Source organism: Niallia sp. NCCP-28, from assembly GCF_023168165.1.
Lineage (GTDB): Bacteria > Bacillota > Bacilli > Bacillales > Cytobacillaceae > Niallia.
The window spans coordinates 20,304-36,237 of record NZ_BQYJ01000010.1; the positions used below are offsets into that span (position 1 = coordinate 20,304).

Genomic DNA, 15,934 nt, shown 5'->3' on the forward strand with positions numbered 1-15,934 from the left:
TAACGCAGAACAAAACAAGTTTAATGTGAAAAGTTTTGTGGGATTTATCAATCCATCATTACTCATTTGGAGAAACATGGGGTTATATATGCTTATTTGTTAACTAAATAAGATACTGTAAAATTGAGTTTTAACAGAGAGGAAATATTTCAAATGACTTCCAATTTTTTATTTAAGTTTACAGCTAATATTTTCAGTTAGCCAAATACAAAGAAATTTTTATTGAAATTATGCAAGCATGTATACATTTCCCTTATTAGGAAGAGGTTCCTCTTAATTAACAAAACCGAAAAAATCCACCTAATAAAAAAAGAAAAAATGATTAAAAATAGACTTTCCAGTCCTTCAAAATTTCTCTCTATTTGGCTATTTTCTTTTATAAGGGATTTGCCTAGAATCCAGTTGATATACCACTTTTATTTATTGCTCTGCCCTCCTAAAAGAAAACATTCCATTAGCTAATTTATGCAATTGCATGTAAAAATAATCTTATCACTTAAAAATAAGGTTTGCAATAATATGACATTTTAAACCAACGATTTCATATAAGCCCTTTTAAATAAGAAAGGCATTTTCTTTTTGATATATGCACTTTTAATATGCAATAACTCAAAATAAAATATGATGGTATTCGACAAATATCAATTTTCCCCATCTGAAAATTATAAATTTATTATTATTCAATGAATTTTTATAGATTGCTCCTTTTGACCAAATTGCCTGAGAGGTCCATACACGTAAATATTATAATTACAAGTATGCAAACCTCATCATTATAGAAAACTTCCTAACTGTTACTGTAATGCACGGACTACTTCTTCTAATCTCATCCCTCTTGATGCTTTTATTAAAACAACTGTTTCTTGGTCTATTTTTTTGTTTAAAGCTGCGATAAGTTCCTCTTTATCAGCAAATGAAAAAACACGGTTTTCAGGCAGATTTTTTTTTGCTCCTTCTGCAATAAATAAGCCGAGTTTCCCATATGTGAATACATAATCCATTTCCTCTGATAAACTTGTTCCAACTTCATAATGGTATTGTTCTTCATCTGGCCCAAGCTCCAGCATATCACCAAATACAATTATTTTTTTCTTAAATCCGGGAAGTTTTTTCAGCACATTTATGGCTGCTAACATGGACGTGGGGCTGGCATTATAAGCATCATTGATAATATGAACCCCATTTTTCCCTTCCAGCAGCTCCATCCTCATATTGGTTAATGTTAAATTTTTAAAGCCTTGATCCATCTCTTCAAAAGATATATGGAAATATTCTGCAACTAGCATGGCTGCCAAAGCATTTAAGATATTATGATCACCTAAAACTGGCAGCTCAAACTGTTTCGTTAGGCCGTTAATTGTAAATGTGCTCCCATTTTCCTTCTGGACTATACTGACAGGATACACATCATTGCTTGAATTTTTGCCAAACGTTTTAACATCAGCATCCTTTTCTAATTTTGTTATCCTTTCAGAAAGAAGGGGCTCATCTCCAAAATAAATAATTCTCCCACCATTTTTTAATCCATTAACAATTTCTAGCTTTGCTTCTGCAATCCCTTCTCTAGACCCTAAATCAAGAAGATGTGATTCTCCGATATTTGTAATTACTACAACATCTGGTTCTGCCAGTCTAGTCAAAAAATCAATTTCTCCCCGTCCGCTCATTCCCATTTCTAATACAGCAATATCTGTATCTTCTTCTAGATTTAGAACAGTCAAAGGCAGCCCAAGATGATTATTATAGTTTCCTTCTGTTTTTTGCACTTTATATTTTAATGCAAGAAGATTTGTTGTTATATCCTTTGTAGAAGTTTTGCCATTGCTTCCTGTAATCCCCACTACTTTGACGGAGAGCTCATCCCGATAGCTTTTCGCTAAATTCTGGATGCTGTTTAGTGTATCCTCTACATATATAAGCGGAAGATGCTTAGGGGGATTGGGTACATCTTTTTGCCAGAAGGATGCTGCCGCTCCCCTTTTAATAGCATCTTCTACATATTGATGCCCATCTGTTTTTTCCCCTTTAAAGGGCACAAATAAATTTCCTTTTTCTATCTTTCGTGAATCAATCGTAACACCTTGTATTTCTATCGCTTTTGCAAATTCAGCCGCATCTTCTGCACCAGCCATTTTTGCTACTTCTTCTACGGTACGCTTTATCATCAAGAACCCTCCATCCATATGTATAACTCCACTTCATTAACAGGCAATAAGCGTCTACCTAAAAAATATAAAAATCCTATTTAATAGGCAAGCATAGCCTGGAAAAGAATAAGATAAAAATTCTCATTAGACGATGGAAAAACGCTTGCTCATCAAAGCCCCCTTTTGTTCTCCGTTTAAAAAAACGAAAAATAAACAAAGCAGCCCTTGTTGGTCAAACGTTTTTATCCGTCCAATCAGCTAAAAATAACCGATCTTTACATCGTATATTTAATCATTTGCTTCTCTGCATGTCTTTCAAGAGCAAGATCAACTAATTTTTCAATTAAAGCGGAATATTCTAAGCCGCTTTCCTTCCATAAAAGCGGGAACATGCTAAATGGAGTAAAACCAGGCATGGTGTTTACTTCGTTTATAAATACATTGCCCTCTTTTGTCAAAAAGAAATCTGCACGAACTAATCCTGAGCAATCTAATGCTTTAAATGCTTTAATCGCTTCTTCTTTTATTAGGTTATACTCTGCTTCTGAAACTTCAGCAGGAATAATTAATGCTGTATTTCCATCCTCATATTTTGCCTTATAGTCATAGAAATCTTTTTTCGCAACAATTTCACCAGCAACAGAAACTTGAGGCTCATCGTTCCCAAGTACAGCCACTTCAATTTCTCTTGCTGTAACGCCCTCTTCGATAATAACTTTTCTGTCAAACTGAAACGCCTCTACAAATGCTGCTTCTAGTTCTTCCTGATTTGTACACTTGCTGATTCCTACACTTGACCCTAAGTTGGCCGGCTTTACAAAACATGGAAATCCAAGCTCTTGTTCTACTTTTTGATAAGCTTTTTCTTTATTGTTTTGCCAATCTTTTCGGATAAAAGAATTATATTTAACTTGTTTTAATCCTGCTACCTCAAAGATATTTTTCATAATCACTTTATCCATTCCAGCTGAAGAAGCTAACACCCCGTTTCCGACATATGGCAAATTCAACAGCTCTAATAACCCTTGAACTGTGCCATCTTCTCCATTCGGTCCATGTAAAAGGGGAAAAATAACATCAAAATTATTATTTTCCGTTGTTTCAAAAAGGCTGGAGGAAAGCGCTGTCGATTGAATTTCCTCCCTTTTTGAAAATGCCAGCTGATCCACATTTTCAACTGGACCTGTCAATTGCGGCCCTTTAATCCATTCTCCCTTTTCTGATATGTAAATAGGATAAATATCGAATTTATTTGTATCTAATGCTTTAATAACCGCCATTGCTGTTTGCATACTAACTTTATGTTCAGCAGATTTACCACCATATAATAAACCAAGCTTTTTTTTCATTTTATGTTCCTCCAATTTATCAATCATACCTATTTTATTCTACCACTAGATGATGTCTATTCAAAAGCAGAATCCCGATATTCCTTTATCTTTTCATCAAAATGTAATAGTCTCTTCATGTTTGTTATTAATCTATGTTATATCCTTTAAACTGGAAGCTTATTTTATGCATAATATTTTGCCAAAAAAAGAACAAACTTACTTGTTCTTTAGAGTACTCCTGCCTTTCGCTACTTTTCTATAAAAGAAATGGAATGGAAATAAGAACTGGTTAAGTTTCGCAGCATTTGTTCTTCTTCTTCCTCGTACTCTATTATAAAACAGGTGGAAGGACCAGCAGATTTATTAATATCTAATGAACAATGAATTTCTCTCTCTTCCATTTCCCCTAGCAAAACAGAAAGCTCTGCTAAAATTCCCTTTGATCCAACAGGAAGCAAATGATATTTCCTTGCTTTTGCTAATGAATAAAATAAAGATAATGGAGCAATCTTTTCTTTTTCCTCTATTACCTCATTTCCAACAAGGGGGCTGCCAATAACTGCGACTCTGCTATTTTTAATGTTAAAGCTCTCCTGATAGCTGTCTTTTTTTCCAAGCACTGTAAGACCAACGGCAGATTGATTTAGCGTAAAATTGCTCTCTGTGCTCCCTGTAATAGCTAACTTCTCTCCCCCTACCTCGATCATGCCCTGTTTTATTCCCACTATAAGCTTATTCCAGGCAATTTCTCCGCAAAAATTCTGCAAAATAACAGAAAAAGGAATCGCCCTGGCTGCGACACACTCCATCCATGCGACACGAAAAGAAAAATAGGCAACTGTCTCATAATCAACTTTTACTACATCCTGTTCTTTTAAGCCTATTCCTCCACTATTATCTGCTGCTATCACCACTTCTTCCTTTTCATTAAAAGGAATTATTTGCACATCTCTCATTGACTTCTTTTTCTCCATAATTTTATCAGCTGCAATCTAGGCAATAATACTGCAGCAACTGCCCCATTAAGCACCGCCCCTATAAATAAAGAGGGAATAGCAGCAAAATAGAACTTCTCGCTGATCAGAAAGAGAAATGGCAACGGCAAAACAACACTATTTGCAATAATAAATATAATACTCCCGATATAGATCGAGTATTTTTTATGCAGCCATGAATAAACAAAAACCAATAAAAACATTTCCAATCCAATGATTACATGGAAAGGGCCAAGAGGAAAACCTCCGAGAAACGCAGATAAAACATGACCGACTGCCGCTATGACACCGCCGCTAATTCCTCCTAAAAGTACACCTGCTATCAAACTAGGAAAACTATCCAATCCAATGCTGCCAACAGAAGATGGAATTTTAAAGGCCGCCCCTACAGCTGATAAAGCAATAAACAGCGCATAAACACTAATTTTCCTGCTGACCATCTCTTGCATCTCCTTTTCCTTTTCCCCCACGAAATACTTTAGCACTTCTTATATATTCTATATCCCCTACTTGGCTGCGGAAATTAATGACACGTGCTAAGGCAAAAAAGTAATCAGATAGACGATTTAAATATTGCAAAGACAAATCCGATACATTTTCATCTGCTTTTTTTAAAGTCACAACTAATCGTTCTGCCCTTCTTGTTACAGTTCTTGCGATATGAATACTTGCTGCAGCAAGATGGCCTCCTGGAAGAATAAATCGCTCTAGAGATGGTGCCTCTTCTATAAATTGATCAATTCTTTTTTCTAAATAGGAGATAGACTCTGCTGTAAGTTTGACTGGATGGTTTGGCAGGATATTTGCCAAGTCGCCGCCACAATCAAAAAGTTCATGCTGAATTTTTTCCAAATCATCAATAAGATCTGCAAATGTATCTTTTTCTAACTGAGCAATAGCCTGCCCTACAAAACAATTTGCCTCATCTACTGTCCCATAGCTTTCTATACGAATATCATCTTTATCTACTCTGCCACCAATAATGCTCGTTTGTCCTTTATCTCCTGTTTTTGTATATATGCGCATTTATGCTCCTTCTTTCTACTTTTTAGTTTTTTAATGTATCATTTACTCCATACCAAATAACATCTACTCTTTTAGCATTTCGTGCTGCTTCTTGATAAATCCAGCCAACTGCATCTCGCCACTCTCTATTCTCTTTCTCAATAGGCACAATCCCTTTTGTAATATCGCTGCCAATTACAATGACACGACGTTTCTCCTCCTGTTCCTCCCAGCTGATCAATTCTTTAAATAACTGACGAAAATAGCAAGTTGTTTCTTCGATTCCCAGCCTTGCTAACTTTTCCTGCACAAAATACTCCAACCCTACCAACATAAGTACAGGCTTCTCTAAGAGAGAAATATTCTCTATAGCAGTATTTTTATAAAAACTGAGAAGCTCGAGTTCTTCGTTTTGTGTGGTAAGTTGATAAAAATTCAGCGCCCATTTCCTTTTTCCATTAAAGTTTCCTCCCGTAATGAAGTGCATCGTTTTCTCCCCCTAAAATCCTCCTGATTATTCCAAACAAGTTCAAATCCGCTTTCCACATCTACAGAATAGTCAAAAAAACCTTTACTGTCTGATCCATAACATTGCAGCAAATAACGAATTACTCCACCATGTGCAACAATAGCTGCTTTGTCTGCCCTTTCACTTGCTTCTATTAGTAGATCCCATCCCTTTTCCACTCTTTTTGCAAAGTCTGAGAAGTTTTCGCCATTTGGAGGTTGTATGGCAAAAGGATTAGAAATCCATTCACAATAGACTTGGTCATTCTTTAGCTGTTCATATGTTTTTCCTTCCCATTCGCCAAAATGCATTTCCCGAAACATGGAAGTAGTGGTCACTTTTCTATTTGGAAAAATAATCGCTGCCGTCTGTTTTGCACGTAAAAGATCGCTGGAGAAAATTTGATTATATTGTTTATTCGCTTTTTTGTTCATTAAGTGATTACGGCCTTTTTCGCTTAAAGGACTATCCAGCCATCCAATATAAGCCTTCTGTTCATTTTCTTTTGTTAAGCCATGACGAAATAATGCAACAACCATAGACTTGCCCATAATATCAGTTCCACCCCTTCTACAGATGCTCCCAACAAATCTCCTGTTAACCCTCCAAACCAACTGACTATTTTTTTGGATAGAAATAAATAGCTTAACAAACTAGCAGTAAACAATAGGAAGACAATAGGAAGTATATCTTTATACAAGAAAAAAAGACCTACAAAACAAAAGCTAATATACCCTAAATAAATAACCGTAATATGCGGATGGGCTGCACGCTTAAAAAAGGAACCAAGCCCGCTGTCCTTAGCTTCTGGTACATAAATCAGCAATAATCCCATTACCATTTTTGAAAAAAACGGTAAAATCAATAGGAGAATATAGTCTTTCGTCTGCCAATTTTGCAAAATCTCATAAATAAATAAAAATTTTGCACTTAATAATAAAAGAACGGATAAAACCCCAAACGCACCTATTCGAGGATCTTTCATTATTTCCAGCCGTTTTTCCTGATCTTGATAAGAAAAAAAAGCATCACTTGCATCCATCCATCCGTCTAGGTGCAGCCCTCCAGTCAAACAGATCATCCCTAGCCATAAAAGAAACGATACAGCCAATAAGGAAAAAGGCGAAAAATTCAGCAATATATAAACAAAACTGCTGTATATCAATCCTTGAATAATCCCTAAGATAGGAAAAGTGCGTACACTGCTAGTTATAAACGCTTTTTCCATCGGCAGGGATGAACGAATTGGGATGGCAGTGAAAAATTGAATATTTATTAATATTCCTATCCATAATTTTTTCATTTGTCCGCGCCTTGGAAAATGATTTTCTCCAACATATCCCAATCTATGTGACTTTTCATTATTTCTGCTATTAAGTCAAAACGCTTATCTTTCATTTTGCTGATAAAATTTGTTTCCTTGATGGAATATCCCTTTTGTATTCGCAAACGATTCAGCCATATGCTTCTGAATTCATCATTATGAAAAAGATGGTGCATATATGTTCCTATAATCCGCCCATTTTCTGCGTAGCAGCCATCCTCCTTGCCATTATCCAATAATAGAAAGGGCATAATTCCTTCTTTTTTATTTATGGTTGTTTCACCTATATGTATTTCATACCCTGTTATTTTTTCTCCTTTTAATTCTGTTGCCGGAAAAAACTCACCTTCTACTAAGATTGTCTGTTTGTTTGGCTGAAAAGTGGTGGATGCAGAAATGATATTTAGTCCCATCATCTGCAGCCCTTTTTTTCCAGTATCCGCTCCAAATGGATCTTCGAGCTTCGTACAAAGCATCTGGAAACCGCCGCATATTCCAATAATTGTTCCAGACTGTTGATTATATTGCTTTAGCGCTTCTGTCAATCCAACTTTTTGCAATTGAGCTAAATCAGACAAGGTGCTTTTTGTGCCTGGAATAATAACAGCATCTGGATTTCCTAATTCTGCTCCTGTTTCTACAAAACGTATACTGACATCTTCTTCATAATAAAATGGCTCCATATCACTATAATTCGAAATAAAAGGAAGTTTAATCACCGCAATATCTAGCGCATTTGTATTTGTTGTTATTCTTTTTTCATGAAAAGATAAAGAATCTTCCCCATCAATCATGTGATCTTCTATATATGGCAAAACACCTAACACAGGAATCTTTGTATGTTCTTCTAGCCAATCGATTCCATCTGCAAACAAATCGATATCTCCGCGAAATTTATTAATAATAATTCCTTTTACACGACAGCGCTCTTCCGGTTTTAAAAGAGCCAATGTACCGACAATGCTTGCAAAAACTCCTCCACGATCGATGTCAGCAACTAAAATAACCGGAACATCAGCCATTTCAGCAACCTTCATATTTACAAGTTCACGTGATTTTAAATTAATCTCAACAGGACTTCCTGCTCCCTCCATCACAATTGCATCATACTTGTCTTTTAAATAATCCAAGGATTCTTGAATGACAGCCAACCCTTGTTCATAAAATTGGTCTCGATATTTTTTCCCCGATAAAACTTTTAGAGCTTTCCCTAAAAGCACAACTTCTGCCTCCATATTGGAACATGGCTTTAATAAAATTGGATTCATCCATACAGATGCGTTGGTTCTTGCTGCTTCTGCCTGTATTCCTTGCGCTCTTCCAATTTCCTTTCCGTCTATCGTCACATAAGAGTTATTGGACATATTTTGTGATTTAAACGGGGAAACCTTTATGCCCTTATTGGACAATATGCGGCAAATCGCTGTTGCTATAAAGCTTTTTCCTACATCAGAGGAAGTCCCCACAACCATAATACCCTTCATATATGTCATCCTTTCTTTATCACCAAACCATTTTCCACTAAATAAGCCTCTGTTGCTATCTCCACAAAGGTTTGATGCAAATTTCCAAGAAGCCAGCTGTAAGCGATAAGCAAGGGAGTTTGCATTGGTTCATAGGAAACTTCATTGCTGACTATAATAAAATATTTGCATTTTCTGCTTAACAATATAACGGCAGTTACTATCTCCTGCTTAAGACTTTCTAGAAAAGATTTCGACCAATGAGCTTGTTCCTTCAAAAAAAGCTCGTTGCTGACTAATGTTGTTAAGCAATCAAATAAAACAACATCTTTTTTGCAAAATCTCTGCTGTAATGTATGTAAGTTTGCCTCCTGCTCCACTGTTTTCCATTGTCGCTGATAATTAGCTCTTATTTCTTGATGATGTTCTACTCTCTTTTGCATTTCAGCATCTGTCACAACTCCTGTAGCTAAATAATGCAGCTGCAAATCTTCCTTTTCCGCAAACTGTGCCGCCAATTGCTCTGCAAAAGAGGTTTTGCCGCTTCTGACACCACCTGTTATAAAAATCAGCGTTGAGTTTTCATCCATTTTGTCATAACTCCCTGCAATCTTTCGTTTTCCTGCCTATTTTTTATGGCAAAACGCAGCCATCTTCCGTCTAAACCAGGATAATTATAGGTGTGTCTTGCAACAATTCCCTCTTTTAATAGAAACTGAAGAAAAGCATGCTGCTTATCATATAGAGGATCTTTTAATAAGTAAAAGTTCGCCTGTGAATTTGTTATATTTAATCCCATTTTGGCATAAAAAGGAGCTAGTACTTGTTTTTCCTTTTCTACATACTGAATCGTTTCGGCTACAAATGCTTTCTCTTCAAGCAATAATTCCCCTGTTTTTAGTGCAATGCTGTTTAAGCTCCAATGGGGCTGAAATTCTGCCATTTTTTTGATAACAGAAGGATTTGCCACCATATAGCCTAAGCGGATGCCTGGAATGCTGAACATCTTGGTCATGGATCGAACAATGATTAAGGAAGGATAATTCTTTTGTTCTGGAATCATATTTTCATAGGCAGGCACAAAATCATAAAACGCTTCATCTAAAATAAAATAGCAATCATGTTGCACACATTCTTTCAGCAAAACAAGAAGTGCCCCTTTTTGATAATAAATCCCTGTTGGATTATTCGGATTGCATAAAAAAACGGCATCCACCTGATGGATTATCTCTTTTATTTTTTCCAGATCCAGCTGCCAATCTAGATCGTTCATTATATAATAATGAACCTCACACCCATTTGCTCTGCATACTTTTTCATACTCTGAAAATGTTGGCTGGATTAAAAGCACCTTTTTGCCCGCAAGCATTCTTCCGACCAAAGCAAGCAGTTCAGCTGCCCCATTTCCTAATAGCACTACCTGTTCGCTGATTTTTTCATTTTCGGCAATTTTTCTCTTTAAAATTCTTCCTTCTGGGTCTGGGTAAACTTGCATCTGTTCATAAAAGCTATCCCAATTTTCTTTTAATATGCCTGGTGGTCCTAAGGGATTGATGTTAGCGCTAAAGTCGATTATATTTTTTGGCATTGCTAACCCAAGTTTTTCATATAAATAATGGGGATTAGCCCCATGAGATGGCAAATTCAATTATCGAACCTCCTATCCATAAAAACAGCAAAAAGAGTAGTGTCGCTTTTTCCATTAATGTATTGCTTGCAATAATATGTGCTTTATTTCTCTTTACTTGAGGCAATCCCATTTTGGCGCGGTTGGAAATTTGCCCTTTATAATAATTAATCCCACCCAATTGGATCCCTAAAATAATGGCGGTTGCAGATTCTCCCCACCCACTGTTTGGCGAGGGGTGTTTTTTCGCATCAGAAAATAATAATCCCCATGCTTCTCTTTTAGAGCAATAAACAGGTTGGCTAAAAAGAAGAAGCAGGATGGCGGTTATGCGGCTTGGCAATAAATTGACGACATCATCAAATTTCGCCGAAAAATAGCCAAACTGTGCAAATTTACTATTTTGATAGCCTACCATGGAATCACATGTATTGATTGCACGATAAACTAAACTAAGAGGTGCTCCGCCAATTAAAGCCCAAAACAATGGGGCAGTAATGCCATCGCTTGTATTTTCAGCAACCGTTTCAACAGTTGCCCGCACTATTTCATCCTCTGTTAGCTTGTCTGTATCTCTGCCTACAATATAAGAGAGTTTTAATCTGGCAGTTGCCAAGTCTTTTTTCATTAACGGTTTATATACATCAAGAGCAGCTGTTTTTAAGCTTTTTTGTGCAATCGTTGTTGCTATTAAGCAGCTTTCCACTAAGATTCCTACAAGAGAATGGAAAGAATAGCTAATTGAAATGATAGAAACTGATACTAAATATGTAATAAAAACAACAAAAAGAAGCATGCATAATCCCTTCAGCTTTCGATTTTTCCCCTTGTTGCCTAGATTCTCTAGTACTGCTATCATGCTGCCCATCCATTTTACAGGATGAGGCCAATTTGATGGATCTCCAACTATTTTATCGATAATTACAGCAATTGTTATGCTAATAAGGTGATAGAACATTATTTTTTCATCCTGTCATTTCGTTTCTTTAAACTTTCTGTTAGACATTCGGTTACACCTGCTGCGATTAACTTCCCTAAAGGTGCAATCGTTCCAGCAAATTCTGCTCGTGCTCCTTCTTGTGTTGCTGCAATTAAAATGCTATCTGTTGAGGTGCCTGTTGCTATTGTGCCAGTTATTGGATCCATTACTTGCTGGCAGCGAAGCACACTTGCTTTTGCTTCTGTTGCAGTTATCACGCTTTGTATATAGGCCTCTTCAGATAGTTCACCATTCACAAATATCCATATATTAATTGTTCCCGGCAACAGCTCTGAGGAATGATCCATTGTCCTGGCTGCGTCAACAGCATTGCCCACACCTGCCGTTACGACAATAAAAACAGATAAATCTTGGCAAACAATACTTTTATATGCCGCATCTTCTATATAAACTGCTGTCATCATCCCAACTGTTTGTTCTGGAATAAAATGATTAGCTCGCAAATAGCTCTTCATTTCTTGTTGGTAGTCATCACACCTGTAACTTTTATCAACATGACGATTAACAAAATTCGTATACCAGCCAACGCCTGCTCCCGTCACTCCAGAAGAGAGGGTTTTTAATGGTTTCGGCACTGTCATCGCCAAATGGCTTTTGCTTGCTGTTAAGTAACTTTCATCTATAATCAGCTTCTTGCCACTAGGGTCTGTTTTTGGTAAAAGGGCAATTTGTGGAGCAGCAAGTTTTGGATGCGGGATTTGCTTTACATCTGTTTGATAAACTTTTTTTATCATCTTTTCTTGGAGGACTTGTTGGGGACTAGAAATAGCTTCCACCATTCCCTCACTAAGCATTAGCAGCCTATCACAATAAAGTCCTGCTAAATTCATATCATGAAAAATGCTAATGACTGTCAGGTTGTTTTTTTTGCTCCATTCTTTCAAGTTGTCCAAAAGCTCTTTTTGATGGGATAAATCAAGATGATTGGTCGGTTCGTCCAATAATAGAATTTCTGGCTGCTGAGCCAAAGCTTGAGCTAAATATACTCTTTGCTTTTCACCGCCAGAAAGCTCCTGGATAGCAGCATCCTGCAAACGGCTGACACCTGTTATTTCCATAGCCTCTTGAACAATCTCTTGGTCTTCTTTGCTTTGGGACTGAAGCCAATTTTTCTGATGAGCATATCTTCCAAGAGCCACCACTTCTTTCACTTGATAAGAAAAGGATTCTTCCGCATGTTGAGAGAGAACGGCCACAATTTTAGCCAACTCTTTTTGCTTATAGTTTTGAATTTGTTTACCTTTTAAATAAACTTTTCCGCTTTTACATGGATAAATGCCGCTAATTAACTTTAGCAAGGTTGTTTTTCCACTGCCATTTGGGCCCATTATTCCGAAAAGTTCTCCCTTTTTCACTGAAAAGGAAACATCTGAAAGAATGGTTCGCCCACCATATTGAAAAAAGATATTGTCTACTTTAAGCATTCTGTTTATTCCTTCCTTTACGGCGATTTAATAGTAAAACTGCAAAAACTGGCGCTCCTATTAAAGCTGTTATCACCCCAATTGGAAGTTCTGTTGGGGAAATAATCGTTCTTGCAAGTAAATCCGCCAATATAAGAAACCCGCTGCCAATTAGCATAGATAATCCCAACAAATGCGAATGATTTGGTCCTGCCGCTATTCTCACCAAGTGGGGAATAACTAAACCAACAAACCCAATAGTCCCTGAAACAGCCACTGCTGCACCGGTTAATATCGAGCCTGCGATCAATATTAAAAGCTTCCTTTTATAGACATTTACTCCTAAGTGCTTTGCTCTTTCCTCTCCAAATGCTAGTGCGTTCAATTCTTTCCCTTGTGCTAAAAGGATAATGGAGCCTACTATAAAAAACGGCAGAATAATTTTAATGTATGCCCAGCCTCTCATTGACACACTGCCAAGAAGCCAGCTAATAATTTGGCGAAGTTCCTCACCTGTTAAAGCAATCATCAACGAAATAAACGCACTTAAAAAGGAACTAAATATAATTCCTGTTAAGATAATCGTTTCTACACGCATCATTGGATCCATTTTTTTTGCAAAAAGAAGTACGAAAAAAATTGTAAGAAGGGAGAATACTACACTTAATAGAGGAAGGGTGTAGCTCCCAACAAAAGGAATGCTTATTTGAAAAAACAAGGTGATTACTGCTCCTACAGATGCACCAGAAGATACTCCCAATGTATAAGGATCTGCCAAAGGATTTCTTAAGAGGCCTTGAAATGCAGCACCTGCTATAGAAAGGCTGGCACCAACAAGTCCAGCTAATAAAACTCTTGGAAGTCTAATATTTTGAACAATATTAATATGCATTGGGTCAACATTTTTTACTATTGATTCAGGAAGAATACTGTTTGCCAAAATTTTGATGACATCTAGTGGGGGAACAGAAACAGTGCCGACAGCAATTCCCGTAATAATGGAAAAAAGGAGAAAAAAAGCGGCAAATAAATACGCCGCTCCAGTTTTATTTAAATTCATTCGGATATACTGCTTTTGCAAGTTCTTCTACTCCTTCTACTAAACGAGGGCCAGATCGAGTTACCGTATCAGAATCCACATCTGCAACTGCTTTTTCTTTAACAGCTGTAACATCTGCCCATCCTTTGCGGTCAAGCACTTTGTCAACAGGATTTTCTGTCGCATAGCTGCCATATGTAGTAATAATCACATCTGGATTTGCTTTAATAATAGCTTCTTGATCGACTTGAATCCATCCCTCTTCTGTTACAACATTTTTGGCATTAATCATATCTAGCATTTCTTGCATAAATGTATTTTTTCCTGTTGTATAAATGCTAGGTTCGCCACTAACCTCAATATAAACCGACTTTTGGTCTTTTTCAGCTGTTTTTGCTGCCTTATCTTTAATATCTGTCATTTTTTCTTTCATATCATCTACTAACTCATTTGCTTCTTTCGTTTCCCCAGTAGCTTTACCAATCATATCAATGCTTTCATATACACCAGCAAAATTTGTGGCATCATTTACAACCAGCACATCTATTCCTGCATCACGAAGCTGCTGCAAACCTTCTGTTGAATTATGGGCGCTAGACGCATGTGCCAACACTAAATCTGGTTTTAATGAAATGATTTTTTCTACATTAAATTCTGTTCCACCAATTTTTTCAATATTTGCTGTTTCTTTTGGATAGTTGTCATAGTCTGAAACACCGACCATTTCATCACCTAACCCTAAAGCAAAAGCAATTTCTGTATTGCTAGGAATTAAGGAAACAATTTTCTCCGGCTTGTCATCAATTACTACTTCTTTATCAACTGCATCTTTGATTGTTACAGGAAATGCTGCTTCTGTTTGAGTTACATTTTCTTTTTCTTCTGTTTTTGTTTCGCCACACCCTGCAAGAACACCTACTGCAAGCATTAATGCAAATAATAATGAATAAAGCTTCTTCATGATCTATTCCATCCTTTTTAAAATAGTTGCCAAAAAAACAAAAAACATCTCCACATAAATAGAGATGTTGGGATCACTTTCATAAAAGCTAAAGTTTGCTCCACACCCTCCTATCCTCGTAGGTTTTTTAGGTGCATAGAAAATATGGCAGGTCTCCTGACTCATGATACATGTTCCCTGAACCTTCCCATACCTTTTGTACAGTGGCATTTTCAGTTTACAATCATTTACAGTGGCGGGACCGTGTCGGATTTTCACCAACTTCCCTTTTAAGTCTTTACGAGCTTGATTTTTACATCATCCTGTATAAGACACCATTTCCTATCTATTTTATTTTTTAAGCCGTTTTTGATTATACACTATTTTTACTGAAAACTGCTTAATTATCAGAAATTATAAAAAAGTATTTTTTGCGATAACTGGCACCACTTGATTCCAACTGATTTTTTCTTTTGTCAGAATGCAATTATAACCAATTAAATGTACTCCAGCATTTTCTGCCGCTATTAATGCTTCTGCGAATTTATCATCAATATGTGGAGCTGATGTAATCAGCTTAATATCTTCTCTTTGAGCGATAAATAAAATAGCAGTCTTTAGCTGTCCCCTTTGGTGGATTTCAGTAATTTCCTGAACATGTTTTGTTCCTCTTTTTGTTACCGCATCAGGAAACATCCCAATGCCTTTCTCCGCTAAAGTAACGCTTTTCACTTCAAGGAGCAGCAACGTCCCATCCTTATGTTCCAGCAAAAAGTCCCATCTTGAATTTCCTAGCGTATATTCTGATCTTACCCACTTATATTCGGCCAGTTCTGGAATGATTGCTTCCTTTAGCATCTTTTCTGCCAGCTTATTTGGATAAGCTGTATTAATGGAAACAAACACGCCACAAGATTCTACCAGCATCGCCGTCCACTTTGTCTTTCGATTAGGATTTGCACTCGGCAAAACATATACAATTGTACCTTCCAACAATAATTCCTTTAATCTCCCTGGATCTGCTAAATGAACAATCTCTAGTGAATTCGTTTCTTCTGAATAACAATGGAGAATAAATCGATTTGGCCTGCTTTTAAAAATCATTTTTGATAAGGAAACTGGAAACTCAACAGAAATATTTTCTTTCATTTA

16 protein-coding genes and 1 riboswitch are annotated in these 15,934 nt (G+C 36.6%); all 16 genes read right to left on the reverse strand.

The annotated features are described in order from the left end of the window. Positions 1-794 precede the first annotated feature (794 nt). A complete protein-coding gene (locus NCCP28_RS20025; protein WP_248562990.1) occupies positions 795-2,165 on the reverse strand; it encodes a UDP-N-acetylmuramoyl-tripeptide--D-alanyl-D-alanine ligase in 1,371 nt (456 codons plus the stop codon). Between the two features lie 257 nt (positions 2,166-2,422). Further along, positions 2,423-3,496 carry a D-alanine--D-alanine ligase gene (locus tag NCCP28_RS20030; RefSeq protein ID WP_248562991.1) on the reverse strand — a complete coding sequence of 358 codons (1,074 nt, stop codon included), beginning with the start codon at positions 3,494-3,496 and terminating at the stop codon, positions 2,423-2,425. Positions 3,497-3,726: 230 nt separating this feature from the next. Continuing rightward, a complete protein-coding gene (locus tag NCCP28_RS20035; protein ID WP_248562992.1) occupies positions 3,727-4,434 on the reverse strand; it encodes an ATP-binding protein in 708 nt (235 codons plus the stop codon). Further along, entirely contained in the window at positions 4,431-4,913 is a 483-nt protein-coding gene (locus tag NCCP28_RS20040; RefSeq protein WP_248562993.1) for an ECF transporter S component, read from the reverse strand. The genes NCCP28_RS20035 and NCCP28_RS20040 overlap by 4 nt, the downstream gene beginning before the upstream one ends. Beyond that, positions 4,894-5,499, reverse strand: a complete 606-nt coding sequence (locus tag NCCP28_RS20045) for a cob(I)yrinic acid a,c-diamide adenosyltransferase (protein WP_248562994.1) — start codon at positions 5,497-5,499, stop codon at positions 4,894-4,896. The genes NCCP28_RS20040 and NCCP28_RS20045 overlap by 20 nt, the downstream gene beginning before the upstream one ends. A 22-nt stretch (positions 5,500-5,521) precedes the next feature. Further along, positions 5,522-5,965: a bifunctional adenosylcobinamide kinase/adenosylcobinamide-phosphate guanylyltransferase gene (locus tag NCCP28_RS20050; protein WP_248562995.1), complete on the reverse strand. Its 444-nt coding sequence runs from the start codon at positions 5,963-5,965 to the stop codon at positions 5,522-5,524. Next, entirely contained in the window at positions 5,914-6,537 is a 624-nt protein-coding gene (locus NCCP28_RS20055; RefSeq protein WP_248562996.1) for a histidine phosphatase family protein, read from the reverse strand. Before NCCP28_RS20055 ends, NCCP28_RS20050 begins: the two co-directional genes overlap by 52 nt. Then, entirely contained in the window at positions 6,495-7,289 is a 795-nt protein-coding gene (gene cobS, locus NCCP28_RS20060) for an adenosylcobinamide-GDP ribazoletransferase (protein WP_248562997.1), read from the reverse strand. The genes NCCP28_RS20055 and cobS overlap by 43 nt, the downstream gene beginning before the upstream one ends. After that, positions 7,286-8,794: a cobyric acid synthase gene (locus NCCP28_RS20065; RefSeq protein WP_248562998.1), complete on the reverse strand. Its 1,509-nt coding sequence runs from the start codon at positions 8,792-8,794 to the stop codon at positions 7,286-7,288. The genes cobS and NCCP28_RS20065 overlap by 4 nt, the downstream gene beginning before the upstream one ends. A 5-nt stretch (positions 8,795-8,799) precedes the next feature. After that, a complete protein-coding gene (locus NCCP28_RS20070; RefSeq protein ID WP_248562999.1) occupies positions 8,800-9,363 on the reverse strand; it encodes a bifunctional adenosylcobinamide kinase/adenosylcobinamide-phosphate guanylyltransferase in 564 nt (187 codons plus the stop codon). After that, complete coding sequence (gene cobD / locus NCCP28_RS20075; protein ID WP_248563000.1) at positions 9,342-10,421, reverse strand: threonine-phosphate decarboxylase CobD; 1,080 nt, start codon at positions 10,419-10,421, stop codon at positions 9,342-9,344. The genes NCCP28_RS20070 and cobD overlap by 22 nt, the downstream gene beginning before the upstream one ends. Further along, positions 10,396-11,358 carry an adenosylcobinamide-phosphate synthase CbiB gene (cbiB, locus tag NCCP28_RS20080; protein WP_309296643.1) on the reverse strand — a complete coding sequence of 321 codons (963 nt, stop codon included), beginning with the start codon at positions 11,356-11,358 and terminating at the stop codon, positions 10,396-10,398. Before cbiB ends, cobD begins: the two co-directional genes overlap by 26 nt. Next, positions 11,358-12,824: a heme ABC transporter ATP-binding protein gene (locus tag NCCP28_RS20085; protein ID WP_248563001.1), complete on the reverse strand. Its 1,467-nt coding sequence runs from the start codon at positions 12,822-12,824 to the stop codon at positions 11,358-11,360. The genes cbiB and NCCP28_RS20085 overlap by 1 nt, the downstream gene beginning before the upstream one ends. Beyond that, on the reverse strand, positions 12,817-13,884 hold the full coding sequence (locus NCCP28_RS20090) for a FecCD family ABC transporter permease (protein WP_375709433.1): 1,068 nt from the start codon (positions 13,882-13,884) through the stop codon (positions 12,817-12,819). The genes NCCP28_RS20085 and NCCP28_RS20090 overlap by 8 nt, the downstream gene beginning before the upstream one ends. Next, positions 13,850-14,803 carry an ABC transporter substrate-binding protein gene (locus NCCP28_RS20095; RefSeq protein WP_248563002.1) on the reverse strand — a complete coding sequence of 318 codons (954 nt, stop codon included), beginning with the start codon at positions 14,801-14,803 and terminating at the stop codon, positions 13,850-13,852. Before NCCP28_RS20095 ends, NCCP28_RS20090 begins: the two co-directional genes overlap by 35 nt. 129 nt (positions 14,804-14,932) lie before the next feature. Then, positions 14,933-15,137, reverse strand: a riboswitch (cobalamin riboswitch). Between the two features lie 59 nt (positions 15,138-15,196). Continuing rightward, positions 15,197-15,931 carry a DNA/RNA nuclease SfsA gene (sfsA, locus tag NCCP28_RS20100; protein WP_248563003.1) on the reverse strand — a complete coding sequence of 245 codons (735 nt, stop codon included), beginning with the start codon at positions 15,929-15,931 and terminating at the stop codon, positions 15,197-15,199. Between the last annotated feature and the right edge of the window lie 3 nt (positions 15,932-15,934).